Origin of the sequence: Brevundimonas sp. BAL450 (genome assembly GCF_015767455.1) — a bacterium.
GTDB lineage: Bacteria > Pseudomonadota > Alphaproteobacteria > Caulobacterales > Caulobacteraceae > Brevundimonas > Brevundimonas abyssalis.
In genome coordinates this window covers 1-24,203 of record NZ_JADWOW010000060.1, presented here as the reverse complement: position 1 = coordinate 24,203, position 24,203 = coordinate 1, and the positions used below count along the sequence as shown (strand labels likewise).

Here is a 24,203-nt window from a genome sequence, read left to right as displayed (position 1 = left end):
CAACATGACCCGAAGCCTAGCTGGACGCCGGCAGATCGGTGGCGGTGACGCGCATGGGCTGGCCCCCCTCGACCCAGAATTCCACGCCCCCCCGATGCGGAGCCGAGGCCAGCAAGTCGAGAGCGCGCCGACGCGCCGCCTGATCGTCGGCGCAGTCGTCGAACTCCAGCATGGCCGAAACCCCGGCCGCGTCCATAAACATGAATGTGTAGATACTCACCGACGCCCCTAGCACAGCCCCCTGCGCATTGAGACTCACCCATAGGTGGTTCCTGCCAAGCTGTCTGTCTGGCGCCCGACAGAAGGGGGTATACGCAGGAAAAAGGCCCGCCGGATCGATCCGGCGGGCCTCCAACCCTTGCGATTGAGACGCGCGCTTAACTGGTGGGGAAGCCCCGCGTGCGCAGCAGCGCCGTCACGTCCGGATCGCGGCCGCGGAACTGACGATAGGCTTCGGCCCGGTCCGTGGTGTTGCCCGGCGCCAGGATGATCTCCTTGAACCGCCGCGCCGTGTCCGGGTCGAACGGATCGCCCGCCTCGGTGAAGGCCGCCCAGGTGTCGGCGTCCATCACCTCGGACCACAGGTACGAGTAGTAGCCCGCCGAATAGGCGTCGGACGTGAACAGGTGATTGAACTGGGGCAGGCGGTGCCGCATCACGATCTGCGGCGGCATGCCGATGCGCTCCAGGGCCTCGCGCTCGAAGGCGTCCGGGTCGGTGACCGCCGTGGACCGGTTGTGCAGGTCCATGTCCACCAGGGCCGACGAGAGATAGCTGACCGTGTGGTAGCCCTCGGCGAAGGTGGAGGACTCCTCGATCTTGTCCAGCAGGGCCTGGGGCATGGCCTCGCCGGTTTCGTGGTGGCGCGCGAACCGGTCCAGGATCGGGCGCGTCAGCACCCACTTCTCGTGCACCTGCGACGGATACTCCACGAAGTCGCGCGGGGTGCCGCCCAGGCTCGGATAGTTCACCGTCGACAGCAGATAGTGGATGGCGTGGCCGAACTCGTGGAACAGGGTGAGGGTGTCGTCCAGCGAGATCAGCAGCGGCTCACCCACCGGCGCCTTGATGAAATTGTTGTTGTTGGACGCCAGCACATTGCGCTCGCCGTCGATGGTCGAGTGGCTGCGGTAGGTGGTCATCCAGGCGCCCGACCGCTTGCCCGAGCGGGCGAAGTCGTCCGAATAGAACAGGCCGATGTGCTCGCCCGAGTCCTTGTCGGTGACCTCGAACACCTTCACGTCCGGGTGGAACACCGGCACCGTGCCGTCCGGCAGCGGCGTGAACACCATGCCGTACAGGCGCTCGGCCATGTGGAAGGCGCCCTGCTTCATCGAGTTGAGCTCGAAATAGGGCTTCAGGTCGTTCTGATCGAGGTCGTAGCGCTCCTTGCGGACCTTCTCGAGGTAATAGAGGTAGTCCCAGGGCTCGATCTCGTGACCGGCCATGCGGGTCATCTCGGCCACTTCCTCGCCGACGCGGGCGACGGCGGGCGGCCAGACCCGCATCATCAGCTCCATGGCCGCCTCGGGCGTCTTGGCCATGGTGTCCTGCATGCGCCAGTGGGCGTGGGTCTCGAAGCCCAGCAGGCGGGCGCGCTCGGCGCGCAGGCGCAGGATCTCGGCGATGGTCGCATTGGTGTCGTTGGCGTCGCCGTTGTCGCCGCGGTTCACGAATTTGCGCCAGATCTGCTCGCGCATGCCGCGGTCGTCGGCGAAGGTCAGGAACGGGTCCACCGCCGAGCGGGTATTGACGATCACATAGCCCGACAGGTCGCGGCTGCTGGCCGCCTCGGCCGCGGCCGACTTGTTGGAGTCCGGCAGGCCCGCCACGCCGGCTTCGGCGGCGATGTGGGTGAACAGCTGCTCGTCGGCCACCACCTTCTGCTGGAAATTGGTGAAGGCGGTGGACAGGCTCTGGTTGATGCGGCCCAGCTCTGCCTTGCCCGCGGCGTTCAGGGCGGCGCCGTTGCGCACCAGGCCCTCGTACTCCCGCTCGACCAGACGGCGCTGCTCGGCGCTCAGCCCGGCGGCCTCGGCGCCCTCATGCACGGCCTGGATGCGCTGGAACAGCACCTCGTTGAAGGTGATCTCGTCGCTGGCGGCCGACAGGATCGGCGACATCTCGCGGTTCAGGGCCTGATAGTCGGCCGAACCGATGTTGCCGATCATCACGCCGAAGATCGAACCGGCGCGCTGGATGTGCTGGCCGCCCCGCTCCATGGGCAGGATGGTGTTCTCGAAGGTGGCGGGCTCGGGGTTGTTCACCACCACGGCCACCTCGGCGCGCATCTGTTCAATGCCCTTGTTCAGGGCGTCGCGCAGCAGGTCCGGCGTCACCTGGTCCCACGGCGGCACGCCCTGGTACGGACCCGGCCACGGGTCGGCCAGCGGGTTGCCGGTCAGCACCGTTTCGGCCGCCCCGGGGGCGGCGGGCATGGTGGCGCAAGCGCTGACCGCGAGCACGCCCGCGCTGGTGAGGATCATCTGCCGTCTGTTCATGAGAACTCCCGTTATCTCCGGCCCCACGGCGCGAAAGCGCACGCCCGTTTCGGCCTTTTGTGACCGGCACAGTATCATCCTGCGCCTGACCGTCACCTGAACGAATGTAATGGAGCGCGAGCCCGCCTGTCGCAAGCCTGTTCGGTTTGGAGAAATCCGGCTAAAGCCCGGCCATGGCCATAGGCGTATTCGATTCCGGCGTGGGCGGGCTGACCGTTCACCGCGAGCTGGTGAACCGGTTTTCCGGCGCCGATTTCATCTATCTGGCCGATCAGGCCCACGCCCCCTACGGCGGCCGGGGCGGCGAGGAGATCGTCGACCTGACCCGCGACGGATGCCGCCGCCTGTTCGACGCGGGCGCCTCCGTGGTCGTCCTGGCCTGCAACACCGCCTCGGCCATCGCCCTGCGCCGTCTGCAGCAGACCTGGATTCCCGGCGAGCGCGAGCGGCTGGGCCGTCCGGTCAATGTGCTGGGCATCATCGTGCCCACCATCGAGGCGGCCACCGGCCTGCCCTGGAGCTATGAGGCCGAGCCGCGCGACGAGAAGATCGAGGCCATCGCCGTCACCGGGGTCTTCTGCACCGCCGCCACGGCCATGAGCCGGGTCTATGAGATCGAGATCGACAAGCGCCGCGAGGATATCGCCGTCTTCACCGAGCCCTGCCCCGGCCTGGCCGGCCTGATCGAGCTGGGCGCGCCGGCCGAGGAGCTGGAGGTCGTCGTGCGCGACCACGTGGACGCCCTGCGCCGCCGCATCGGCCGCCATCCGGACAAGGCGGTTCTGGGCTGCACCCACTATGAAATCGTCGCCGACGTGTTCAGGCGCGCCCTGCCCGAGGGGGTCGAGCTGATCCACCAGCCCACCGCCGTGGCCGACTCCCTGGAGCGCTATTTCGCCCGCCACCCGGACTACGACATCGGCGGGTCGGGCCGCCGCACCTTCCTGACCACCGGCGCCCCCGGCCCCCAGTCCGCCCTCGTCAGCCAGTTCTGGGGCGCGCCCCTGACCTTCGACGCGGCTTGAAGCCCCGACGCATTGGCGCGATCCTGCGGGAAACGGGAGATTACGCCATGAAATCCTCCACGCGCACATGGGCCACGCTCGGTGTCGCCCTGGCTGTCGTCGTGGCCGCGGCCGGTCAGGCCTCCGCCGAGATCACGGCCCGGACCGAGACCAGTTTCACCCTGACCTATTCGCGATCCGTTTCCGCGTCCCCGGAAGCGGTCTGGGCGGCGGTGACCCGTCCCGCCGACTGGTGGAGCGACGCGCACACCTATTCCGGCTCGGCCGCGAACATCCGGCTGGAGCCGACGCCGGGCGGCTGCTGGTGCGAGGATCTGCCCGGCGGCGGGGTCAAGCACGGCGAGATCGTGCTGGCCTGGCCGGACCAGCGGCTGCTGCGCGTCGACGCCCCCTTCGGCCCGCTCCAGGCCGTGGGCGCCGACGCCGTCCTGACCATGACCTGGGCCGATCCCGAAGGCCCGGCGCAGCGTGAACTGCGCTGGACCTTCATGGTTCAGGGGCCGGGCGTCGGGGCCATGGCCGAGACCATCGACGGCGTCATCGCCGAACAGTTCCGGCGGCTGGGCGACCATCTGGACGCCCGGAACTAGGTCAGGCGCGCGCGGCTTCGGCGGCCGCCACCCGCGACGCGGCGTTCATCACCGAGGCGATGCGCAGGACGGCCTGGACCTGGGTGTTGGCCACGCCGTGCTTCTTCAGCTCGCCCTCGTGGGCGTCCAGACAGGCGCCGCAGCCGTTGATGGCCGACACCGCCGCCGACCACAGCTCGAAGTCCAGCTTCTCCACGCCCGGGTTGGCGATGATGTTCATGCGCAGGCGCGCCGGCAGGGTCTGGTACTCGCTGTTCTTCATCAGGTGCAGCGCGCGGTAGTAGATGTTGTTCATGCCCATGATGGCGGCGGCGGCGCGGGCCGCGTCGGCGGCTTCCGGGCTCAGCTTGTCGGCCACCAGCGCCTCGGTCGCCCGGACCACCGGCGCCGAACCGACGGCGTGGGCGCAGGCCAGGAACGTGCCCCACTTCTGCTGGTCGTTCAGCAGGGTCTCGTTGGCCAGGGAGCTGAGGTTCAGCGAGATGTCCTTGGCGTAGGACGGCATCAGGTCGCGCAGGGCGTCGATGGACATTGTTGAGGTTTCCTTCGGAAAGCGGCTACCGCTCGCGCCGCGGGCGCTCGCTGCTTCAGCCGCAAGACATGAACGCGCTCAAGCAGCGAGACGCCGCGCGTCGAGCGATAGCGCCCTAAAAATAAGAGCGAGCCGCGAAAAAGGCGGCGACACACGCGCCGCCGCCTTCCTCAGCTCGGTTCGCCGTCTTTACGCGGCGAGCGTTTCGCCGCCCACCGGGCGGTTGCAGGCGCACAGCTCGTCGGTCTGCAGGGCGTCCACCACGCGCAGGGTGTCGGCCGGGGCGCGGCCCACGTTCAGGTTGGTGACATAGACGTGTTGCACGACGTTGTGCGGGTCCACCACGAAGGTGGCGCGCAGGGCCACGCCCTCGTCCTCGTTCAGCACGCCCAGGTCGCGGGCGAACTTGCCGCCGTTGTCCGCGAAGGACCAGATCGGCAGCTTGTCCAGGTCGGCGTGGTCGCGGCGCCAGGCCAGCTTGACGAACTCGTTGTCGGTCGAGCCGCCCAGAACCACCGTGTCACGGTCTTCGAACTCGCGCGCCAGCTTGGCGAATTCCGCGATCTCGGTCGGGCACACGAAGGTGAAGTCCTTGGGATAGAAGAAGATCACCTTCCACTTGCCCTCGAAGCTGTCCTGGGTGAGCGGTTCGAAGGCCGACACGCCGTTCTCTTCGTGGTTGTTGAAGCCGGGCTTCACGCCGACCAGTTTGAATTCAGGCAGTTTTGCGCCGACGCCGAGCATCGCGTTTCTCCGTTGCTTTTGTTTCGATTGATCGTCGGGGGAGGTGACGACCGCAACTGCGAGATGGACCTTGCAGCGCACAAAGTCAAACTGTCACAACGACGCATAACCATAAGATTTGGTTATGGCCCACATAGGCCGAGCCTCATCTCTTCATAAATATGTGCGATGACTTTTGATCTTCGCATAGAAAGAGCCTATGCCGCCCTCATGCTCCCCACCCTGCGCCAGCTCCAGTATCTGAAACTGCTCGCCGAGCACGGCTCGTTCAGCCGCGCGGCCGAGGCGGCGCACGTCAGCCAGCCCGCTCTGTCCGCCGGGGTGCAGGAGCTCGAGAAGGTGCTGGGCTCCCCCGTCGTCGAGCGCACCCGCGGCGCGGTCCAGCTCACCGCCGTGGGCGCGGAGGCCGTCAAGCGCGCCGAGGATGTGCTGGCCCGCACCGAGGATCTGGTCGAGGCCGCCCGCAACGCCGGCAAGCCCCTGTGCGGCCGATTCCGCCTTGGGGTGATCCCCACCATCGCCCCGTTCCTGCTGCCCGCCACCCTGCCGCGCCTCAAGGACCGGCACCCGGCCCTGCGTCTGTTCCTGCGCGAGGATCTGACTCCCCGTCTGGTGGCCCAGCTGAAGAGCGGCCAACTGGACGCGGCGGTGATCGCCCTGCCCTATGAGGCGGCGGGCATCGACCACGCCCGCATCGGCTATGACGAAATCCTCGCCGCCGCCCCCGCCGGCCACCCCCTGGCCCTGGCCGAGACCCTCGGCGCCGGCGATCTCGAGGCCTCGGACCTGATCCTGCTGGAGGACGGCCACTGCCTGCGCGATCAGGCCCTGGCCGCCATCGACATCGAGACGCCGCGCGGCGACGACGTCTTCGCCGCCAGCTCCCTGCACACCCTGGTCCAGATGATCGACGCCGGGCTGGGCGTCAGCTTCCTGCCGCGCATGGCCGTCACCGCGGGCCTGACCCAGGGCTCGGGCGTCGTCACCCGGCCCATCTCCATTTCCAGCGCCGGCTTGCCCCCGCGCCGCGAGATCGTGGTGGCCTGGCGGGCCGGCTCCAGCCGCGCCGCCGAGGCCCGCATGCTGGCCGAGGCCCTGACCCTGAACTGATTGCGGCTCCCCAATCCCGCCGCGCGGCGCTAGACCGGCATCGGTCCAGTTTAATGCGAGCCTGATCGGCCATGATGTCCCCGCGCCTCGCGGCCCTTCTCCCGCTCATCGTCCTGATCACGTCCGCCGTGGTGCTGAGCCTCGCGCCGATTCTGGTTCGCCTGACCGAGACCGGACCGGCGGCGGCCGGACTGTGGCGGTTCATCTTCGCCCTGCCGCTGCTGCTCCTGCTGACCCATCGGCCCGGCGGCGAGGGCGTGGGGAGGCCGTCCAGATGGATGGCGCTGGCGGGGCTGTTCTTCTTTCTGGACCTGTCGTTCTGGCACTACGGCATCGTCATGACCTCCGTGGCCAACGCCACGGTGCTGTGCAACCTGACGCCTGTCGTCGTCACCCTGTTCGCCTGGCTCGTGCTGAAGCAGCGGCCGCGCCCGGTGTTCGTGCTGGCCCTGGCCTTCGCCATGACCGGCGCTTTCGCCATGGCGGCGGGGGCGGACGGCGGGCAGGGGACCGATCCGCTGCTGGGCGACCTGCTCTCCCTGTCGGTGGCGCTCTGGTACGCGGGCTATTTCCTGGCGGTGAAGGCGGCCCGCTCCACGGCGGGCGCGGTGCGGGTCATGCTGTGGAGCACCGCCATCCCCATTCCCCTGATGCTGGCCGCCTGTCTGGTGCTGGGCGAGTCCATCATCCCCGCCACCCTCGCCGGATGGGCCGCCTGCGTCGGCCTGGGCGTCATGCATGTGGCGGGACAGGGCGGGGTGGCCTGGGCCCTGGGCCGGGTCTCGGCGGCCATGACCGCCGTGGTCATCCTGATCCAGCCGGTGGTGGCCGCCGTCCTCGGCTGGCTGATCTTCGGCGAGACCATGACCGCCATCCAGATGGCCGGCGGCGCCCTGGTGCTGTCCGCCGTGCTGCTGGCGCAATGGAGCGCGCGGGGACGCCTGCCGGCGGCCCTTGAACGGCAAACGGGCGCGGAACCTGTGGATCCCGCGCCCGTCCTGTCTTCAAATCCTGAGCCTTCCGGCCGGAAGGATTAGAGAAGCTTGAGGTTCACCGCGGCGGTCTTGCCGCGCTGCTCCTCCAGTTCGTACTCGATGCGGGCGTTCTCATCGAGACCCTGCAACCCCGCCTTCTGCACGGCGGTGACGTGGACGAACACGTCGTTGCCGCCGTTTTCAGGTTGAATGAAGCCGAAGCCCTTCGTGGGGTTGAACCACTTGACCGTGCCGGTCGCCATGTTGCGCACTCCGTAATGGCGCTTCTTCCAGTCATACGCCCCGACGGAGCGTACGGCGGTCCGATCAAGGAGAACCCGCCCGGATGGGCGGCCGACGACACGGGTTTGACCACGCGCAGTCTCGGACCACGCAACTTTCTCTCCCGTCTGTCCAGAACGGTCAACCGGGAAACGACTCGCGGATTTCAGCTGCAGAGGCTGCGCGGGGCGCCGTCGAAATGCAGGTGGTCCTCGTGGGCGGCGTTGTAGTCCGGCCCCAGCACGGTGGAGAACACCTGGCAGGCGCCCCGGCTGAGGCGGCGCAGGAACACCGAGCCCTCACGTCCGGCCGGGCCGTCGCCGTCCCAGTCCGCCGCCAGGCTGACCCGCCGTCCGTCCTCCAGCGTCACCCCCGCCACGTCCAGGGCATTGGCCCGCGCGTGCTCGCTGGGCCGGTCGCTGATCCGTTCCGAGCCATAGATGCGGCGGCAGGAATAGGAGCCGTAGTTGTCCACCCGGGCCACATCGGCGCCATAGGTCTCCTGCGCCGCGGGCCGCAGCACCTGCCGGTCCCAGATCACATAGCGCATGGCCAGGGGGCACTGCATGACCAGCCCGCCCGGCGCCAGCGGGGTCACGTCTCCGCCGGTGATGCGCACCGCCCCGCGCACGATGCAGAAGCCGCCGTCGTCCCGGTCTGGGGCCCGCTCGACCTCCACCCCCGCCTCGCGAAGCATCGCCATGCAGGCGTCGGTGACCGCCGTCACCTCCTCGGCCGCCGCGGTGCGCGCCAGTTCGAAGTCCGACACCTTGGCCGCCGTCGCCCGGCCGATGGGCGCTTCCAGATCCAGCGGCTTCCACGGCAGATCCTGGGGCGGTGCGAAGGCGTTCAGCAGGAAAAACCCCGCCGCCACGCCCAGCGCCAACTCCCACAGCAGATTCCAGAAGTCGGCCAGATCGCGATCCATCGACCCTGTCTAGCCCAAGGGCGTGACGGCGCCAAAACGGTTCGCGTCCGCCGTGTTCAGCCTTCCGGCCGGATCAGCCGGGCGGCCAGCCCCTGGGTCGCGCCGCCGCCCCGGCCGTGGTCGTTGGAGGCGGCGACGGCGGCCAGGCCGCGCGCGGGCGCCACCACGGTGGTGACATGCCACATGGTGTTGGAGCCCTCGTGGGCCAGCATCGGGCCGCCGGTCAGCGGGCTGTTCGCCGCCACGGCCCAGCCCAGGGCGTAGTCCGCGCCCTCCGGCGGCGTGGTCAGCCGGGCGAGGGTCTCCCGCGTCACGAATCCGCCGCCGTCGGTCAGGAACAGCGCCAGGAACCGGCCATAGTCCGCCAGCGTCATGTGGGCCGTGCCCGCCGGGCCCATGAATGGCGGATTGTCCGATCCCGGCTGGTCCGGCTCCACCGGCACGGGGCCGCCCAGGTTCATGTGGCCGCGCGGCTGATCGCCCACGGGCGGACCGAAGCCCGCGCTGGTGATGCCCAGCGGCTGGAACAGCCGCGCCCGCATGGCGTCTTCCCAGGTCGTCCCGGTCAGGCGCTCGATGGCCGCCCCCGCCAGCACATAGTTGAGATTGCCATAGGCGAAGACGCCCGGCTCGCCCGTGGGCGGCGCGGCCAGGGCGCGGCGGGCCAGATCGGTGCGCTGTTCGTCCACCGGGCGCGGGTCGCTGAGCCCGGCGACGCGGGTCGGCATGTCCAGCACGGCCGCGTCCAGCAGGCCCGCCCGGTGGGCCATCAGGTCCTCGAGCGTGGTCTCCGCCCAGGCCGCATCGACCTCAAGGTCCGGGAACAGTTCGGGCAGGGTCGCGCCCCAGCGGGCCAGGCCATCCTCCACCAGCCGTCCGTACAGCATGGCCGTCATGGCCTTGGTGTTGGATCCCAGATGCCACAGGTCCTGATCGGTGACCGCGTCCTCGCCCCCGGCGATCCGCACCCCCGCCGCCCCGCTCCAGATCAGGCCCTCGCGCCCGATCACCGCCCCGGCCAGGGCGGGCGCGCCGGAGCGCTCCAGCGCCTCCGCCAGCGCCGCGTCGCGCGGCGAGGGCGTGGCCAGAACCGGTCCGGCGGCGCCGGCGGCCGTCAGGGCGGCGGCGCCCAGCATCAGGCGGCGGCGGTCGAGCATGGCGTGTCTCCTGTCTCGGGACGCAGTCTAGCCGGATCGCCGACCCTGTCACCTCGCGCCCCGCTTGCGCCGCCGCGCCGCCGGCCGCACTGTGGGTCATGACAAAAAACGATGGTTACAAGGCGAGCCTGAAGCGGCTCCAGATCGAGATGGTCCAGACCCAGGCCTGGCTCATGGCCGAGGGCCGCCGGGTGCTGGTGGTGCTGGAGGGGCGCGACACCGCCGGCAAGGACGGCGCGATCCGCCGCATGACCGCCCACATGGCCCCGCGGAACACCCGCGTGGTGGCCCTGCCCAAGCCCACCGAGCGCGAGACCACCCAGTGGTATTTCCAGCGTTACACCCCCCACTTCCCGGCGGCGGGCGAGTTCGTGGTGTTCAACCGCTCCTGGTACAATCGCGGCGGCGTCGAGCCGGTCATGGGTTTCTGCACCCCGGCCGAGCACGCCGCCTTCCTCGAGGACGCGCCCGAATTCGAGGATATGCTGACCCGCCACGGCATCGCCCTGATCAAGCTGTGGCTGGATATCAGCCGCGAGGAGCAGGCCGCCCGGCTCGAGGCGCGCCGCGAAGACCCGCTCAAGAAGTTCAAGATCTCCGCCCTGGACGGCGTGGCCCAGGCCCGCTGGGACGACTACTCCACCGCGCGCGACCAGATGTTGTGGGCCACCCACACCGGCCACTCGCCCTGGACCATCGTGGGCACCGACCGCAAGAAGGACGCCCGGCTCGGCATCATGAGCCACGTCCTGTCCCGGCTGGAGCGCCCGGGCCGTGAAAAGCCGATCGTCCCCGACCCGGACATCGTCTTCCCGTTCCACGAGGCCGAAGGCCGCATGGCGCCCTGACCTCCGGCTTGGATCAGAAGCTCAGGCGCAGGCCGCCCATGGCCATGCGCGGCGCGCCCGGCCGCGCCCCGGCGGGCGAGAAGCTCACGTTGTAGACCTCGTCGGTCAGGTTCTGGACGCTGGCGAACAGGGCGACATTGTCGGTCAGGTCGAACGACCCGGCCAGGTCCACCAGGGTGCGCGCGTCGATGCGGTCCCCGGCGGCGATGGGTCCCGATCCGGCCACGGCGCGGGCCTCGCTGACCCGGTTCAGCCGCACGTCGGCGCGCCACCGGTCGAACCGGACCCCGGCGTTCAGGGTCAGCTGATGCGCCGGCAGATAGGGCGCCTCGTCCCCGGCCTGCACCTCGCCCCAGGGCTCGTAGCTGGACGAGAAGCTGGTGCGGAACTCGGTGTCGGTGAAGGTGTAGACCAGCGACACCGGCAGGCCGAAGCCCACGCCCACCGTCGGACCCAGATCATAGGCCGCCGTCGCCTCCACACCGCGCGCCACGAAGGCGCCGCCCGAGAACTGGTCGCCGATGGTGCAGCCGCCGCCCGTCGAGGCCGTGCAGGTGCCCAGCAGATTGTCGTAGTCGTTGACGTAGGCGATGACCTCCAGGTCCAGACCGCCGGACCGATGCCGCACCCCCGCCTCATAGTTCCACGAGGTCTCCGGATCCACCGAGGAGCCCGGGCCGGGGTTGGAGAAGCCCCGGTGCGCCCCCGCCACCAGACGCAGGGACGGGGTCAGGTCATAGGTCAGGCCCACGCCCGGGATCCACACGTCGACGCTGGACTCGATCACGGACAGGGGCGCGCCGCGCGGCCCGCCCACGAGGGCATGGTTGGTGCGGGTCAGGTCGATGGTCTCATAGCGCACGCCGGGGGTCAGGGTCAGGGCGCCGGCGCGGATCACGTCGCGCACGAAGAAGGCCCAGGCCTCGGCCTCGGCGACCCGGTTGGCCTGGGTCCCGTCCACGCCCGCGCTGGTCAGGACCATGGTTCCGTCGTCCATGCGGTAGAGGTCGTCCCGCTGGAACCGGTCCTCGGAGTCCCGATGATAGCGGGCCGAAACCTCCAGCTGGTGGGACAGGGCGCCGGTGTCGAAGCGCGCGGTCAGGACCGTCTGGATGCCTTCCGCCTCATAGGCGCGGTTGTTGTTGCGCACCCGCAGGGCGCCGTCGGCGCTGGTGAAGCCGTCCGCCCCGACCAGCACCGCCATCTGGTCCGCATAGGCCGCCGGATCGGCCAGCACCGCGCTGATCCCGACCCAGCCGGTCCCGGCCGAGTTGCGCACGTCGTTCAGCTTGTACCAGGCGCGGGTGGTGTCCGTGCGATAGGCGACGGTGGTCAGGTCCAGGGCGCTGGAGAGGGCGATGCGGTGGGTCAGCTGCCAGGTGTCGTGGGCCACATCCATGCGGTCGGCCTGGCTGCCGTTGTAGCGCCGGAACGGATCGTCGCCGAAGTCCGCCAGGGTCAGGCCCAGATAGGTCTCGTGCGAGGTCTCGTCATAGGTCTGGTGCTTCAGCTCCAGCGACTGGGGCAGGGCGGCGCCCGGCCCGGTGCGCAGGGCCAGCTTGAACACCAGGTCGTCGATCCCGAAACCGGTGGGGCCGCCGTTGTCCAGCGCCTTGAAGCCGTCGCTCTCCTCGCGCAGACCCTCGATCAGGCCGCCGATCTCCAGCCCCTGGCCCAGCGGCGCCCAGCCCCCGGCCCAGCCGTGGGCGCGCAGGGCGCCGTCGGTCCCGCCCAGCAGCTCCAGCTCGCCGGCCGCCGCCTCGGGAATGGGGGTCGAGAACAGGTTGATGGCGCCGCCGGTGGTCAGGGGGCCGTATTTGATGGCGCCGGGGCCCTTGGTCACCTCCACGCCCGTCATGCGCGCGAGGCGGGGGAAGTAGTAGGCGGCCGGGGCCGCATAGGGGGCCGGAGCGATCAGCACCCCGTCCTCCATGACCGCCACCCGGCCCGAGCGGTCGGTGCCCGAGCCCCGGATGCCGATGTTGGGGCGCAGGCCGAAGCCGTCCTCCTCCTGCAGGAACACGCCCGGGACCTGACGCAGCACCTGGTTGACGTCGGCGTGGCCGAACACCTCCAGCGCATCGTCGTCCAGGAAGGTCGCCGACCCGCCCACCGTGCGGGCGTCCTCCGCCGAGGCGGTGACGATGACCGCCTCCAGCACCGTGGGATCGCTGTCTGCGGCCCAGGCGGTCGGGGCGGCCAGGGCGGCGGCGAGGGCGAGGACGGAGACGGCGGCGCGGTGGGTCATGGGGCTGAGGTCCGGGGTGCGCGTACGCTTGATTGCGACGCATTCTTAAGATTTGGCGCTCTTAGGCGGCGGCGTCGCGAATGGCAATGCGATGCGTTCGCATTTCTCCCGCTGTGGCGCCGAAACGACGTCAGCCCACTCGCCCGGGCCGCAAAGCGGCGCTATGGCTCGCCCATGAACACCGCGCCGCTTCCCGACGCAGCCCGCGCCAACTGGGTGGACCGGTTCGCGCCGGAGGGCCTCAAGCCGTGGCTGAAGCTGGGCCGCTTCGACCGGCCCATCGGCATCTGGCTGCTGTTGCTGCCCGGGTGGCAGGGGATTGCTCTGGCTCTGTTTGAGCAGGATCGGAGCCGAACGCCCGAGCATACGATCTGGCTGGTCATCGCCTTCGCCGTCGGGGCCTGCCTGATGCGGGCGGCGGGCTGCGCCTTCAACGACATCGTCGACCGCGACATCGACCGGCAGGTGGCCCGCACCGCCGCCCGGCCCGTGGCTTCCGGGCGCATCAGCGTGAAGCGGGCCTGGGCCTTCGTCATCGGCTGTTCCCTGATCAGCCTGCTGATCCTGCTGACCTTCAACCTGACCGCTGTACTGCTGGGCGTCGGATCGCTGGTGCTGGTGGCGGCCTATCCCTTCATGAAGCGCATCACCTGGTGGCCCCAGGCCTGGCTGGGCCTGACCTTCAACTGGGGCGCCCTGCTGGGCTATGCGGCGGCGGCCAGCATGTGGTCGTGGCGTGGAACCATTTTTGAATGGTTCAACCCGGACGTGGCGTTTTTCCATATGGATGCGGGCAATCCCGGAACCCTGACCCTGGCGGCCCTGCTGCTCTACCTCGGCGGGGTGTTCTGGACCCTCGGCTACGACACCATCTACGCCCTGCAGGACATCGAGGACGACGCCATGGTGGGGGTGAAGTCCTCCGCCCGGCGGCTGGGCGGCAAGGTCAGGACCGGGGTCGCGGTGTTCTACGGCCTGGCCGTGCTGTGCGCGGCGTGCGCCGGGGTGCTGGCCGGGCTCGGCCCGCTGTTCGCCCTGGGCCTGCTGGCGTATGCCGGTCATCTGGCCCTGCAGATCGCCCGCCTGAAGCCCGACGACGGGGCCCTGGCCCTGCGCCTGTTCAAATCCAACCGCGAGGCGGGGCTGATCCTGCTGGCCGCCGTCGCGCTCGGCGCGATCTCGTTGTAGGCTGGCCGTTCCTTCCCGAGGAGACCCTTGATGAGCCTGCCGTCCCGCGCCCTGATCCTGACCGCCGCCGCAGCCCTGACCCTGGCCGCCTGCGACCGCCGCGAGCGCGAGGCGCCCGCCCCCGAGGCCCCGGCCGAGGGCGCCGCCGTCACCCCCGCCGACGGCGCGGCGCCCATGACCTACGAAAGCGAGAACCGCTTCGCCCAGGTCGAGCTGGCCCTGCCTGACGCGGTCCGCGCCCAGCCCGACCTGCACGCCCGCCTGTATGCGGAAGCCGTGCGCGAGCTGCGCACCTTCTCCGAGGGCGCCCAGGCGGACCGCACCGAATACGAAGGCGACATGGATCTGCCGCCCTATTCCAAGCACATCGACTATGTGGCTGCGGGCGAGACCGGCAAGCTGATCAGCCTGCAGCGCAACAGCTCCGAATACACCGGCGGCGCCCACCCCAACCCCGCCTATGGCGCGGTGATCTGGGACAAGGCCCTCAAGCAGTTCGTCCAGCCGGCCCAGCTGTTCCGGCGCGGCGCCGACCTGTCGGCCCTGGACCAGGCCCTGTGCGACGCCCTCAACACCGCCCGGCGCGGCCGCAATCCGGACGCGCAGCCCATCGGCCTGAACCCGACCCAGGGCGGCTGGTCCTGTCCGCGCGCGGGCACGACCCCCTTCGTGCTGGCCCCGTCCACCACCCCGGGCAAGGCGGGCGGACTGATCTTCCTGATCGGCCCCTATCAGGTCGGCCCCTACGCCGAGGGCGGCTACGAGGTCGCCATCCCCCAGTCGGTGTTCCGGTCCCTGCTGGCCCCCGCCTACGCCGACGAGTTCGCCGGCCAGCCCCCCCGCACCGGCGACGTCACCGACCTGGGCTGATCAACGGCACGCCTTGACGCAGGCGGCCGCCAGCACCCGGCTGGTGTCGATCAGCGGCGCGTCCAGATCCCCCGGTCCCAGCACCAGCGGAACCTCGGTGCAGCCCGCCACCACCGCGTCGGCGCCCTGATCCACCAGCCGGCCGGCCAGCCGGGCCATGCCGGTTCGCACCGCCTCGCCCGTATCGCCGGCCTTGATGCGTCCGATCAGGTCCATGAACGCCGCCTGATCCGACGCATCCAGCAGCAAGGCGTCCAGGCGTTCGGCGTGCAGCATCCGCCCGGCGCCGGTGCCCAGCACGCCGGGACGCCGGGCTCCGGCCTCACGCACCGCCCGGGCCGTCTCCTCGATCATGTGGATCAGCGGCAGGCCCGAGGCCTCGACGATCGCCGCCGCGTGGGTGTGGGCGGTGTTGCACGGCATGGCCAGCACCTCGGCGCCCGCGTCCCTCAGGGCCGCCGCCATACGCGCCAGTTCGCGGCCCGCCGCCTCCGGCGCCGTGTTGCGGTTGGGCACGCGGGGATTGATGTCGGCGATGACCCGGATGTGGTCGGCGTCGCCCGACGCCGGGGTCAGGGCCTGAAGCTGTTCCAGAAAGGCCACCGTGGCGGCCGGCCCCATGCCGCCCAGAACCCCCAGCACCTTGCCCATTACAGCTTGCCGTCCAGCTCGCTGTGATAGCCGAACAGGCCCTGCGCCCCGCCGGTGTGCAGGAACACCACGGTCTCCCCCTCGAAGCGGCCTTGCCCCGCCAGGGCGATCAGCCCCTTCATGGCCTTGGCTGAATAGACCGGGTCCAGCACCAGCCCGTCGGTGCGCGCCGCCAGCTTCAGGGCCTCGATCACCCCGTCGTCGATCAGGCCGTAGCCCTCGCCCACATAGTCGCAGTCCGCGACCACCAGTTCGTCCTTCATGCGCCCCGCATGGCCCAGCAGGGCGCAGGTCTCGTGGGCCAGCTTGCGCACATTGGCTTCCTGCCTGTCCTTCGGCGCCCGCACCCCGATGCCCAGCACCGGAATGTCGGCCCCCATCACCGCCAGTCCGGCCACCAGCCCCGCATGGGTGCCGGCGCTGCCTGTGGCGGTGACGATGCGGTCGATCTCCAGATCCAGATCATCGGCCTGGACCACGATCTCCCGCGCACAGTCCACATAGCCCAGCGCCCCGATCGCATTGGACCCGCCGCCGGGGATCACATAGGGCCGGCCGCCCCGCGCCCGCACCTGATCCGCCGTGGTCTCCAGCTCGGCGACCATGTCCGTCCCGCCGGGCACGGTGCGGATGCCCGCCCCGAACAGCCGGTCCAGCAGCACATTGCCGTTGCCCACATAGTCCGCCGCCGTGGACCCGGTGCGTTCTTCCAGAATGATCTCGCAGGCCAGGCCGCAGGACGCCGCCGCCGCCGCTGTCTGGCGCACATGGTTGGACTGCACCGCACCCTGGGTCACCAGGGTGTCGGCGTCCTGCGCCATCGCGTCGCCCAGCAGGAACTCCAGCTTGCGGGTCTTGTTGCCCCCGCCGGCCAGGCCGGTGCAGTCGTCCCGCTTGATCCAGATATCCACCCCCAGCGCCTCGGACAGGCGCGGCGCCGGCTCCAGCGGCGTGGGCAGATGCGCCAGACGCACACGGGGAAAGCGGGAAAGATGCATGGCTTTACGGTCCTGGCTCTGCTTCGATCAGATGTCGCCTTAGCCCAGGGATCCAGCAATGCCCACATCGACGTTCGCCGCTGTCCTGCTGCTGGTTCAGCCCACGCCCCTTCCGGATGTGCAGGTCGAAACCCTGGGCGATCAGGCGTATCGCCTCACGGTGACCGTTGAAGGTGAGACAAATCCGGGCAACGCACAGGCCGCATTGCAGCCGACGGCGGTGCGGCTCTGCGGGTCGGAGTCCTGGGTCTTCGGTCGCTACAGCTTCACCTCCAATGAAGCCGTGGAGTCGAGCGGCGATGCGGCCGGCGTGGACAGCGTGACCCTGGTCCAGAATGTGACCTGCGGGATGAGAGAGGCCGCACCGGCATCGAGTGCGACGACCGCCCCCCCGCTTTCAGAGACCGACCTCGAGCGCCTGACTCCGATAATAGACGGACTGACCGAGCGGTATTTCTCCGCCGTCGAGGAGGCGCGGCATGCCGATTCCCTCGCCATGACCTCCGAAGAGATGACCGGCGGCGCCTCGCTGGCGGAATGGACGCGCACCCGGGAACAGCACAGAGCCGAAGCGGGCGCCCCCATCTCGCGCCAGCTGGCCCGCCTGACCTGGTACGCCAACCCTGACGGGGTTCCCCCCGGATACTACGCCGCTGTGGACTACGTCGCCTCATGGGAGCGGCGGGATGAGTGCGGCTATCTGATCTGGTTCAGCCCGGACGGCGTCATCCCCTTCACCCTCACGAGGCAGGAGCAGACATGGCTGGATCACGGACTGGATGATCAGACACGCGCCGCAATGCGCCAGCGGTTCTGCGCCATCCTCTAGGGTGAAGCCTTGGCCCGTCTCGCGCGTTGAGCGCCCATGACCGGCGCCGCCCTGATCGACCTGGACTGCGAACGCGCCTGGCTGCGCGATCTGGGCCGCGCCTTCGGCGGCGCCCTGCTGTTCGGCCTGCCGCTGCTCATGACCATGGAGATGTGGGAGGCGGGCGCCGCCATGGGGCCGGGGCGCCAGCTGGCCTTTCTGGCGCTCAGCGTCCCCCTGCTGTGGGGGCTGTCGTACTACGCCGGGTTCAGCAACGGGGGCGGCGTGGTCAGCGACGGGCTGGACGTGGCCGTCGCCCTGGCCGTGGGCTTCATCACCGCAGCCATGCTGCTGGTCCTGTTCGGGGTCATCCAGTGGGGCGACCCGGCAGGCGAGGTCGCGGGGCGGCTGATGCTGCAGGCCGCGCCCGCGGCCATGGGCGCGCTTCTGGCCCGGCGTCAGCTGGCCGGCGGGGACGACAAGGACGACGGCGACGAGGACAAGGCCTCCTATCCGGGCGAGCTGTTCCTGATGGCCGCCGGCGCCCTGTTCCTGGCCCTCAACATGGCCCCCACCGAGGAGATGGAGCTGATCGCCTACAAGGCCTCGCCCCTGCAGATTCTCGGCCTCATGACCCTGTCCGTGACCCTGATGCACCTGATCGTCTATGCCGCGGGCTTCGCCGGTCAGGAGGAGCACGGCCGGCCCGTCGCCGCCTTCTTCCACTTCACCCTGCCCGGCTACGCCATCGCCCTTCTGGTGGGCCTGTTCGTCATGTGGACCTTCGGCCGCGTCGCCGATCAGGGTCTGGCCGAGCTGGTGTCCGTGGTCCTCGTCTTGGGCTTCCCCGCCGCCATCGGCGCGGCCGCCGCCCGTCTTCTGGTGTAGCCCATGGCCGACTCCTCCAAATCCTCGACCCCCGGGCATCCCGTCCTGCAGTGGATCATGGCGGGGCTGGGTCTGGTCCTGACCCTCGCCGCCGCCGGGGTCATCGTCCACGCGGCGATCCAGCCTCCCAGCCCGCCCGACCTGACCGCCGAGGTCACCGCCGTGCGCCCCGCCTCCAGCGGCTTCGTGGCCGAGATCGAGGTGCGCAACCTGGGCCGCGACACCGCCGCAGCCGTGCAGGTGGAGGGCCGCTCGGGCGGGCAGACCGCCTCCACCACCATCGACTATGTGCCCGGCAAGGGCCGCACCGCCGTCGCCCTGGCCTTCCCCGGCGCCCCCGCCCCGGTGGAGGCCCGCGTCACGGGCTGGTCGGAACCGTGAGATTGGCGTAGGCTGCTCGCCTGTTCTCCCGGGGGTCGCGCTTGAGCGGCTGAGATAGAGGTGTCCCTCTGACCGGTCGAACCTGATCCGGGTCATGCCGGCGAAGGGACGGGAACGGGCGGCCCTCACGCCCCGGCGCCACAGGACCGCTCCGCCTTTTCTGATCGTCGGCGCACCCTCTTGCGAACGAAGAGGCCGCGCCATGAACATCAACGTTTCCCCCAAGAAGAATCCTTCCAGGGCTCCTCAAACCGGCGACGTCACCGTCGGTCCCCGCATGGGCGGCCGCAAGGTCTATGAGAGCGGCAGCCTCTTCCCCCACATCCGCGTCCCCCACCGCCAGATCGACCTGCACCCCACGGCCGACGAGCCCCCGGTCGTCGTCTACGACCCCTCCGGCCCCTACACCGAGGACGCCCCCGCCATCGACATCGCGCGGGGTCTGGGCCGTCACCGCGAGGCCTGGCTGGCCCGGCGCGGCGACGTGGAGCAGGTGGCCGATCCCCGGCAGGTCAAACCGGAAGACAACGGCGGCGCGTCCGGCGCCCATCTGGCCCCCGCCTTCGACGACAGCGCCCGCCCGGTCTGGCGCGCCCGCGAGGGCCGCCCCGCCACCCAGCTGGAGTACGCCCGCGCCGGGATCATCACCGAGGAGATGGAATACGTCGCCATCCGCGAGAACCTGGCCCGCGACGCCGCCCGCGCCACCATCCGCGACGGCGAGGACTTCGGCGCGTCCATCCCCGACTACGTGACGCCAGAGTTCGTGCGCGAGGAGGTCGCCCGGGGCCGCGCGGTCATTCCGGCCAACATCAACCACCCGGAGCTGGAGCCGTGCATCATCGGCCGCAACTTCCTGGTCAAGATCAACGCCAACATCGGCAACTCGGCGGTGCTCAGCCACGTGGCCGACGAGGTGGACAAGATGGTCTGGGCGACCCGCTGGGGCGCCGACACGGTCATGGACCTGTCCACCGGCCGCAACATCCACAACATCCGCGACTGGATCGTGCGCAACGCCCCGGTCCCCATCGGCACCGTGCCCATCTATCAGGCGCTGGAGAAGGTCGGCGGCGTGGCTGAGGACCTCAACTGGGAGGTGTTCCGCGACACCCTGATCGAACAGGCCGAACAGGGCGTGGACTATTTCACCATCCACGCGGGCGTGCGCCTGCCCTTCGTGCCCATGACCGCAAAGCGGGTCACCGGCATCGTCAGCCGGGGCGGCTCCATCATGGCCAAGTGGTGCCTGGCCCACCACCGCGAGTCCTTCCTGTACGAGAATTTCGCCGAGATCTGCGAGATCATGCGGGCCTATGACGTGACCTTCAGCCTCGGCGACGGCCTGCGCCCCGGCTCCATCGCCGACGCCAATGACGAGGCCCAGTTCGCCGAACTGCGCACCCTGGGCGAGCTGACCAAGGTCGCCTGGGACCACGGTTGCCAGGTCATGATCGAGGGCCCCGGCCATGTGCCCATGCACAAGATCAAGGCCAATATGGATGAACAGCTCAAGCACTGCGGCGAGGCGCCGTTCTACACCCTGGGCCCGCTGACCACCGACATCGCGCCGGGCTACGACCACATCACCTCAGCCATCGGCGCCGCCATGATCGGCTGGTTCGGCACCGCCATGCTCTGCTACGTCACGCCCAAGGAGCATCTGGGCCTGCCCGACCGCGACGACGTCAAGACCGGCGTCATCACCTACAAGCTGGCCGCCCACGCCGCCGACCTGGCCAAGGGCCACCCCGCCGCCCGCCTGCACGACGACGCCCTGTCCCGCGCGCGGTTCGAGTTCCGCTGGGAGGACCAGTTCAACCTGGGCCTGGACCCCGAAACCGCCCGCAGCTTCCACGACGAGACCCTGCCCAAGGACGCCCACAAGACCGCCCACTTCTGCTCCATGTGCGGCCCGAAATTCTGCAGCATGAAGATCAGCCAGGACATCCGCGACGCCGCGGCGGCGCAGAATGATGCCGGCGGATCGCTGGCGGAGGCCGAGAAGGGCATGCAGGACATGGCGGAGAAATTCCGCGCCGGGGGCGGGGAGATCGAGGTGAAGGTGTGAGGGGTCCTAGGCGCCCGTCGCTCGCCAAGCGGCGGGAATCTCTTTCCCCCACGCTTCATAGACGTGAGCGAAATGAAAAGCGGCGCCACCTCTTTCTCGGCGAGTTTTGCCAAGTGTGACCTTGTCCCCGTCGCGATGAATCTGCGCGGTCCACCGTACGATGTCGCCGTCTCGCTGAGCCAAACTGGCTGCGAGCGCCTCGCCCCGGTTGGGCGCTTCGGCGGCTCCCCGATAAGGAAACGCAGGGTCAAAGGGAGCTGTCCAAATCTCGTCTATCAGCAGGACTGCGTCGGCACCGGAAAGCCGGACATGGTCTCCCAACTTCTTGGAGAGAAGGTACTTCTGCCCGGGGTCGTCGATGCGGCTCTCCGCCAGTTGGACGAGAACACCCTTCTTGAGCAGGAAGTTGATGTGGGCGTGGTATCCATCTTTGAGGAACACCTTCCGGGCCGCCTCGAAGGTGGCCTCAGCAAACTCCTCGGCTGAGGCTCCCTTCGGCTTCGGGAACATCTCTTTAGGCGTCATCCCGTAGTGCGCTTCAAGTTCAGCTCTCTTGCTGATGTCTACCTTGACCGTGGAGGTGGTGATAGTCAGCGGACGACCGTCCAATAAGCCAAACAGCTTTGCACGCCGGTCTGCATGACCAACCATGCAGGGGAGCCGACCTTCACGAAATCCGGGCCCAAAGACCGTTTCCCCTTCCCCTACGGTTTCGGGCTCCGTGAGCCCCAATGCTCCGTGAGCATCGGCGACGAGCTCAGCCAATCGCCCATACGTGGTGGCCACAGCGTCGAGGAGTTCCCAATCTGGAAGCGTGTTCTCCACCCACCTGCGCTCAATTCGTAGGGTTCCTTTATTGCGGAGATGTTCTCCCAGCGCATCTCGTGGAATCGCGCGGACGATCTTCCAGGGAGCGTCAAACAATTCCGCTGGTGCATCTATCCGCGGCCCTTCTCCGGAGAGATGCGAAGCAACAATCTCCGCGCGAACCCAACTGTGGGTTTCGAGATCGCCCTGCTTCTCGATTCTGTTCCGAGCGTTCACCATCCAACGCATCAGCGTGTCGGCTCTAAATCTGTCCTGCCACCCCGAATACCACTCGTCGAAATCGGGGAAGATCGCCTTTTGCGCTTGAAGTATAAAGGTCACAGTGCGGGCGGTCTGGATGGCTGTCTGAATCCCAACCCTGAACGCATCGGGGTCGAAGTATGCGGCCTCGGCGATGTGCCAATGGCGGTGGAGATCGGCTAGCCGTTGGTCCACAGCGGCCAGGGGGCATTCGTACAAATCGAAACCTCCATCTTTGGCGCGATATTGCATCCACAGCTTCGCACATCTAGAACGTAAGCAGAACGGACCCCGAATGGTATACGACGGCAGAGCGATTGCGAACTTCGTGTTGGACGTCTGTGAGGACGTGGGTCGCCCTATCTCTAATCTTGCGCTCCAAAAAATTGTCTATTTCTGTCACGTGTGGAGCCTGATCGAACTGAAGACTCCGCTAGTCAAGCACTCCTTCGAGGCGTGGGAGTTTGGGCCTGTCCTGCCCTACCTATATCGAGAGTTTAAGTCGTTCGACAATTCGTCAATTACGTCCCGGGCCAAATCCTTTGACCCTCTTTCAGGTTCTTCACGAATCGTGGATTATGAATTCGATTCGACGACTCAGGAGTTTTTGGAGAAGGTGGTTTCCTTCTACAGTCAGCTCAGAGCAAGCGACCTAGTGAAGTTGAGTCATGCTAAGGGGGGGCCTTGGGACGAAACTTGGAACCACGCTGGCGTGGTCAATCCAGGGATGAAGATCAAGGAAGACAGTATCGTAAGCTTTTATTCGCACGCGTTTGTCCCTTTCTCTCTTCAGTGATGATCTCATGGCTAAGCTGAAAGTCCCTTCCGCGCAGCATTTGGCTCGCAACTGGCATGAAACCCCTACCAAAGTTCAAAAGGGGTTGGTTCATCTTGTCAAAAATCCACCCACATTCAGCTATGCTGCTCTGTTTGGCCTTGTGCGTGATATGTTGCTGTTTGGTGTATCTAGGGAGCAGATCGAACACGCAATTCGAACCAAGGTAAAACGCGAAGACGTTCGTGGCTATTACCTCGAACTTTTGCCCTTAATAGCTGATCACTTTGCGGGTGAGTTGCCCACCTACGTCATGGGTGTTGATCGACGCTACTACGCAGCGGGCCGTGGCTTGATGGTGCCGTTCGACCCGCCGATCATATACGGGAGCCGGACGGGCGTCGTGTTTCCTTGGTTTAGCTTCTGGAAGTCTAATCCGCTCGCGGACGAGCGGCTTTCACTCTTCGTGACGATGGTACGGGAGATTTTGGCCGAAGACCCGGACTTGGAGGCAGCAGATTTCCAGATCTTGGACTTTAGTGCGCCTAAAGGCTCAAAAGACAGAGAACTAAAGATTGTTCAGGCGTCAGACGTGCCCAGCCTTTCTGAGGCGCGCAAGAATGAAATGCTCGAGATTTTTGCGGAAGGTTACTTCGCTGCCCAAGCCGAATTGGGAGCAGAGGCTCCCGTCGCGGACAAAAATGAGGCGCCCTCGGACCCCAATCAGCCGAGTCTGTTCGGGCGATAGGTCTTAGACGAACCTTAGCCGGCGCCATGCGGTGCTTCTACCAAGCCACCGACGCGGCTTGGTAGAAGGCCTGCGGGGCGGCCTAGGCCGTATCCCCCGCCATCTTCCGCAACGCCTCCTCAAACACCCCCGCCGGCTGGCCGCCGGAGATCAGGTATTTGCCCTCCACCACCACGGCGGGCACGGCGTTGATGCCGCGCGCGCGCCACAGGGCCTGGGCCTCGCGCACCGCGTCCACATAGCGGCCGGAGGCCAGCACCTCGGCGGCCTCGGCGCGGTCCAGGCCGGCGGCCTCGGCGGCCGCAGTCAGTTCGCCCGCGTCGGTCAGGTTGCGGCCCTCGGTGAAGTGGATGTGGAACAGGGCCTTTTTCAGCGCCGCCTGTTTCCCGGGCGCGACCTCCCCGGCCCAGTGCAGCAGCCGGTGGGCGTCGAAGGTGTTCCAGATGCGGCTGTCCTCGCCCATGTTCATCTCGAACCCCGGCCAGGCCTCCGCCGCCCGCGCGGTGATATTGGCCCGGTTGGCCGCCGACTGCTCCGGCGTCGCGCCGTATTTGCGGCCGATGTGCTCGACGATGTTCTCGCCCTCGGGCGCCATGTCCGGGTTCAGCTCGAACGGCTGAAAGCGCACCTCCGCCGCGATGCCCTCGGCCTTCAGCGTCTCCAGCGCCGTCTCCAGCCCGCCCAGCCCCACCACGCACCAGGGGCACACCACGTCCGAAACGAAATCAATCTTCAGGGTCTTTGTCATGGATGGCACATGGGGCGCGGGGGCGGTCGGGGCAATCCTCCCCCATCGGGGGAGGGGGACCGCGAAGCGG

The 24,203-nt window shown here is 68.4% G+C and carries 25 protein-coding genes and 1 riboswitch; of the genes, 13 read left to right on the top strand and 12 right to left on the bottom strand.

All coding sequences use genetic code 11. The features are described from left to right. Window positions 1–16: 16 nt before the first annotated feature. Window positions 17–220 carry a hypothetical protein gene (locus IWC96_RS12940; protein ID WP_148291507.1) on the bottom strand — a complete coding sequence of 68 codons (204 nt, stop codon included), beginning with the start codon at window positions 218–220 and terminating at the stop codon, window positions 17–19. Between the two features lie 157 nt (window positions 221–377). After that, on the bottom strand, window positions 378–2,501 hold the full coding sequence (locus tag IWC96_RS12935) for a M3 family metallopeptidase (protein ID WP_196839063.1): 2,124 nt from the start codon (window positions 2,499–2,501) through the stop codon (window positions 378–380). A gap of 173 nt (window positions 2,502–2,674) precedes the next feature. Here IWC96_RS12935 and IWC96_RS12930 point away from each other — a divergent pair, with 173 nt between their 5' ends. Together IWC96_RS12930 and IWC96_RS12925 are read left to right on the top strand one after the other, a co-directional pair. Further along, the gene (locus IWC96_RS12930; RefSeq protein ID WP_021697929.1) at window positions 2,675–3,526 is read left to right on the top strand and encodes a glutamate racemase; all 852 of its coding nucleotides are present in this window, start codon (window positions 2,675–2,677) and stop codon (window positions 3,524–3,526) included. 47 nt (window positions 3,527–3,573) lie between these two features. Then, window positions 3,574–4,116 carry an SRPBCC family protein gene (locus tag IWC96_RS12925; protein ID WP_021697930.1) on the top strand — a complete coding sequence of 181 codons (543 nt, stop codon included), beginning with the start codon at window positions 3,574–3,576 and terminating at the stop codon, window positions 4,114–4,116. 1 nt (window position 4,117) lies between these two features. On the opposite strand, the gene IWC96_RS12920 is transcribed toward IWC96_RS12925, so the two are convergent. Continuing rightward, window positions 4,118–4,648, bottom strand: coding sequence for a carboxymuconolactone decarboxylase family protein (locus IWC96_RS12920; protein WP_045319185.1), 531 nt, complete (start codon window positions 4,646–4,648; stop codon window positions 4,118–4,120). Between the two features lie 189 nt (window positions 4,649–4,837). After that, complete coding sequence (locus tag IWC96_RS12915; RefSeq protein WP_045319186.1) at window positions 4,838–5,392, bottom strand: peroxiredoxin; 555 nt, start codon at window positions 5,390–5,392, stop codon at window positions 4,838–4,840. A gap of 210 nt (window positions 5,393–5,602) precedes the next feature. Here IWC96_RS12915 and IWC96_RS12910 point away from each other — a divergent pair, with 210 nt between their 5' ends. Then, window positions 5,603–6,502, top strand: a complete 900-nt coding sequence (locus IWC96_RS12910) for a hydrogen peroxide-inducible genes activator (RefSeq protein WP_196839062.1) — start codon at window positions 5,603–5,605, stop codon at window positions 6,500–6,502. 74 nt (window positions 6,503–6,576) lie between these two features. Then, window positions 6,577–7,539 carry a DMT family transporter gene (locus tag IWC96_RS12905; RefSeq protein ID WP_196839061.1) on the top strand — a complete coding sequence of 321 codons (963 nt, stop codon included), beginning with the start codon at window positions 6,577–6,579 and terminating at the stop codon, window positions 7,537–7,539. Here the strand turns inward: IWC96_RS12905 and IWC96_RS12900 are convergent. The 3 genes from IWC96_RS12900 to IWC96_RS12890 all read right to left on the bottom strand — a co-directional run bounded on the left by IWC96_RS12900 (window position 7,536) and on the right by IWC96_RS12890 (window position 9,843). Then, window positions 7,536–7,739, bottom strand: a complete 204-nt coding sequence (locus IWC96_RS12900) for a cold-shock protein (RefSeq protein ID WP_021697934.1) — start codon at window positions 7,737–7,739, stop codon at window positions 7,536–7,538. The two genes, IWC96_RS12905 and IWC96_RS12900, sit on opposite strands and share 4 nt — an antisense overlap. A gap of 185 nt (window positions 7,740–7,924) precedes the next feature. Beyond that, complete coding sequence (locus tag IWC96_RS12895; protein ID WP_021697935.1) at window positions 7,925–8,686, bottom strand: extensin family protein; 762 nt, start codon at window positions 8,684–8,686, stop codon at window positions 7,925–7,927. 56 nt (window positions 8,687–8,742) lie between these two features. Continuing rightward, window positions 8,743–9,843 carry a serine hydrolase gene (locus IWC96_RS12890; protein WP_196839060.1) on the bottom strand — a complete coding sequence of 367 codons (1,101 nt, stop codon included), beginning with the start codon at window positions 9,841–9,843 and terminating at the stop codon, window positions 8,743–8,745. 98 nt (window positions 9,844–9,941) lie between these two features. Between IWC96_RS12890 and ppk2 the strand changes: the two genes are divergently transcribed. Further along, on the top strand, window positions 9,942–10,691 hold the full coding sequence (gene ppk2, locus IWC96_RS12885) for a polyphosphate kinase 2 (protein WP_196839059.1): 750 nt from the start codon (window positions 9,942–9,944) through the stop codon (window positions 10,689–10,691). Window positions 10,692–10,704: 13 nt separating this feature from the next. Here ppk2 and IWC96_RS12880 read toward each other — a convergent pair whose 3' ends face one another. Continuing rightward, complete coding sequence (locus IWC96_RS12880; RefSeq protein WP_021698422.1) at window positions 10,705–12,939, bottom strand: TonB-dependent receptor domain-containing protein; 2,235 nt, start codon at window positions 12,937–12,939, stop codon at window positions 10,705–10,707. A gap of 174 nt (window positions 12,940–13,113) precedes the next feature. Here IWC96_RS12880 and IWC96_RS12875 point away from each other — a divergent pair, with 174 nt between their 5' ends. After that, on the top strand, window positions 13,114–14,127 hold the full coding sequence (locus IWC96_RS12875; RefSeq protein WP_021698421.1) for a UbiA family prenyltransferase: 1,014 nt from the start codon (window positions 13,114–13,116) through the stop codon (window positions 14,125–14,127). 30 nt (window positions 14,128–14,157) lie between these two features. After that, complete coding sequence (locus IWC96_RS12870; protein WP_196839058.1) at window positions 14,158–14,997, top strand: DUF3298 and DUF4163 domain-containing protein; 840 nt, start codon at window positions 14,158–14,160, stop codon at window positions 14,995–14,997. On the opposite strand, the gene IWC96_RS12865 is transcribed toward IWC96_RS12870, so the two are convergent. Both IWC96_RS12865 and IWC96_RS12860 read right to left on the bottom strand, forming a co-directional pair. Then, window positions 14,998–15,648 carry an aspartate/glutamate racemase family protein gene (locus tag IWC96_RS12865; RefSeq protein ID WP_021698419.1) on the bottom strand — a complete coding sequence of 217 codons (651 nt, stop codon included), beginning with the start codon at window positions 15,646–15,648 and terminating at the stop codon, window positions 14,998–15,000. It abuts the gene before it with no gap. Then, window positions 15,648–16,646 carry a D-cysteine desulfhydrase gene (locus IWC96_RS12860; RefSeq protein WP_021698418.1) on the bottom strand — a complete coding sequence of 333 codons (999 nt, stop codon included), beginning with the start codon at window positions 16,644–16,646 and terminating at the stop codon, window positions 15,648–15,650. The genes IWC96_RS12865 and IWC96_RS12860 overlap by 1 nt, the downstream gene beginning before the upstream one ends. Before the next feature lie 58 nt (window positions 16,647–16,704). On the opposite strand from IWC96_RS12860, the gene IWC96_RS12855 reads away from it, so the two are divergent. The 4 genes from IWC96_RS12855 to thiC all read left to right on the top strand — a co-directional run bounded on the left by IWC96_RS12855 (window position 16,705) and on the right by thiC (window position 20,794). After that, window positions 16,705–17,475: a DUF4019 domain-containing protein gene (locus IWC96_RS12855; protein ID WP_021698417.1), complete on the top strand. Its 771-nt coding sequence runs from the start codon at window positions 16,705–16,707 to the stop codon at window positions 17,473–17,475. Between the two features lie 36 nt (window positions 17,476–17,511). Then, window positions 17,512–18,342 carry a TIGR02587 family membrane protein gene (locus tag IWC96_RS12850; RefSeq protein WP_021698416.1) on the top strand — a complete coding sequence of 277 codons (831 nt, stop codon included), beginning with the start codon at window positions 17,512–17,514 and terminating at the stop codon, window positions 18,340–18,342. 3 nt (window positions 18,343–18,345) lie between these two features. Further along, entirely contained in the window at window positions 18,346–18,723 is a 378-nt protein-coding gene (locus IWC96_RS12845; RefSeq protein WP_021698415.1) for a hypothetical protein, read from the top strand. Between the two features lie 18 nt (window positions 18,724–18,741). Further along, a riboswitch (TPP riboswitch) is annotated at window positions 18,742–18,850 on the top strand. A 150-nt stretch (window positions 18,851–19,000) separates the two neighbouring features. Continuing rightward, a complete protein-coding gene (gene thiC, locus IWC96_RS12840) occupies window positions 19,001–20,794 on the top strand; it encodes a phosphomethylpyrimidine synthase ThiC (protein ID WP_231379082.1) in 1,794 nt (597 codons plus the stop codon). Window positions 20,795–20,800: 6 nt separating this feature from the next. Here thiC and IWC96_RS12835 read toward each other — a convergent pair whose 3' ends face one another. Then, window positions 20,801–22,114 (bottom strand): hypothetical protein, encoded by a 1,314-nt coding sequence (locus IWC96_RS12835; protein ID WP_045319359.1) that lies wholly within the window; start codon window positions 22,112–22,114, stop codon window positions 20,801–20,803. A 43-nt stretch (window positions 22,115–22,157) separates the two neighbouring features. On the opposite strand from IWC96_RS12835, the gene IWC96_RS12830 reads away from it, so the two are divergent. Next, complete coding sequence (locus tag IWC96_RS12830; protein WP_045319358.1) at window positions 22,158–22,658, top strand: Panacea domain-containing protein; 501 nt, start codon at window positions 22,158–22,160, stop codon at window positions 22,656–22,658. Between the two features lie 7 nt (window positions 22,659–22,665). Then, window positions 22,666–23,385, top strand: a complete 720-nt coding sequence (locus IWC96_RS12825) for a hypothetical protein (protein WP_045319357.1) — start codon at window positions 22,666–22,668, stop codon at window positions 23,383–23,385. 82 nt (window positions 23,386–23,467) lie between these two features. On the opposite strand, the gene IWC96_RS12820 is transcribed toward IWC96_RS12825, so the two are convergent. Continuing rightward, a complete protein-coding gene (locus IWC96_RS12820; protein ID WP_021698412.1) occupies window positions 23,468–24,133 on the bottom strand; it encodes a DsbA family oxidoreductase in 666 nt (221 codons plus the stop codon). Between the last annotated feature and the right edge of the window lie 70 nt (window positions 24,134–24,203).

Excerpts from the sequence above, each read along its gene's own strand:
- IWC96_RS12935 (WP_196839063.1), bottom strand. The coding sequence starts at position 2,501 with ATGAACAGACGGCAGATGATCCTCACCAGCGCGGGCGTGCTCGCGGTC.
- IWC96_RS12930 (WP_021697929.1), top strand. The coding sequence starts at position 2,675 with ATGGCCATAGGCGTATTCGATTCCGGCGTGGGCGGGCTGACCGTTCAC.
- IWC96_RS12925 (WP_021697930.1), top strand. The coding sequence starts at position 3,574 with ATGAAATCCTCCACGCGCACATGGGCCACGCTCGGTGTCGCCCTGGCT.
- IWC96_RS12920 (WP_045319185.1), bottom strand. The coding sequence starts at position 4,648 with ATGTCCATCGACGCCCTGCGCGACCTGATGCCGTCCTACGCCAAGGAC.
- IWC96_RS12915 (WP_045319186.1), bottom strand. The coding sequence starts at position 5,392 with ATGCTCGGCGTCGGCGCAAAACTGCCTGAATTCAAACTGGTCGGCGTG.
- IWC96_RS12910 (WP_196839062.1), top strand. The coding sequence starts at position 5,603 with ATGCTCCCCACCCTGCGCCAGCTCCAGTATCTGAAACTGCTCGCCGAG.
- IWC96_RS12905 (WP_196839061.1), top strand. The coding sequence starts at position 6,577 with ATGTCCCCGCGCCTCGCGGCCCTTCTCCCGCTCATCGTCCTGATCACG.
- IWC96_RS12900 (WP_021697934.1), bottom strand. The coding sequence starts at position 7,739 with ATGGCGACCGGCACGGTCAAGTGGTTCAACCCCACGAAGGGCTTCGGC.
- IWC96_RS12895 (WP_021697935.1), bottom strand. The coding sequence starts at position 8,686 with ATGGATCGCGATCTGGCCGACTTCTGGAATCTGCTGTGGGAGTTGGCG.
- IWC96_RS12890 (WP_196839060.1), bottom strand. The coding sequence starts at position 9,843 with ATGCTCGACCGCCGCCGCCTGATGCTGGGCGCCGCCGCCCTGACGGCC.
- ppk2 (WP_196839059.1), top strand. The coding sequence starts at position 9,942 with ATGACAAAAAACGATGGTTACAAGGCGAGCCTGAAGCGGCTCCAGATC.
- IWC96_RS12880 (WP_021698422.1), bottom strand. The coding sequence starts at position 12,939 with ATGACCCACCGCGCCGCCGTCTCCGTCCTCGCCCTCGCCGCCGCCCTG.
- IWC96_RS12875 (WP_021698421.1), top strand. The coding sequence starts at position 13,114 with ATGAACACCGCGCCGCTTCCCGACGCAGCCCGCGCCAACTGGGTGGAC.
- IWC96_RS12870 (WP_196839058.1), top strand. The coding sequence starts at position 14,158 with ATGAGCCTGCCGTCCCGCGCCCTGATCCTGACCGCCGCCGCAGCCCTG.
- IWC96_RS12865 (WP_021698419.1), bottom strand. The coding sequence starts at position 15,648 with ATGGGCAAGGTGCTGGGGGTTCTGGGCGGCATGGGGCCGGCCGCCACG.
- IWC96_RS12860 (WP_021698418.1), bottom strand. The coding sequence starts at position 16,646 with ATGCATCTTTCCCGCTTTCCCCGTGTGCGTCTGGCGCATCTGCCCACG.
- IWC96_RS12855 (WP_021698417.1), top strand. The coding sequence starts at position 16,705 with ATGCCCACATCGACGTTCGCCGCTGTCCTGCTGCTGGTTCAGCCCACG.
- IWC96_RS12850 (WP_021698416.1), top strand. The coding sequence starts at position 17,512 with ATGACCGGCGCCGCCCTGATCGACCTGGACTGCGAACGCGCCTGGCTG.
- IWC96_RS12845 (WP_021698415.1), top strand. The coding sequence starts at position 18,346 with ATGGCCGACTCCTCCAAATCCTCGACCCCCGGGCATCCCGTCCTGCAG.
- thiC (WP_231379082.1), top strand. The coding sequence starts at position 19,001 with ATGGGCGGCCGCAAGGTCTATGAGAGCGGCAGCCTCTTCCCCCACATC.
- IWC96_RS12835 (WP_045319359.1), bottom strand. The coding sequence starts at position 22,114 with ATGCAATATCGCGCCAAAGATGGAGGTTTCGATTTGTACGAATGCCCC.
- IWC96_RS12830 (WP_045319358.1), top strand. The coding sequence starts at position 22,158 with ATGGTATACGACGGCAGAGCGATTGCGAACTTCGTGTTGGACGTCTGT.
- IWC96_RS12825 (WP_045319357.1), top strand. The coding sequence starts at position 22,666 with ATGGCTAAGCTGAAAGTCCCTTCCGCGCAGCATTTGGCTCGCAACTGG.
- IWC96_RS12820 (WP_021698412.1), bottom strand. The coding sequence starts at position 24,133 with ATGACAAAGACCCTGAAGATTGATTTCGTTTCGGACGTGGTGTGCCCC.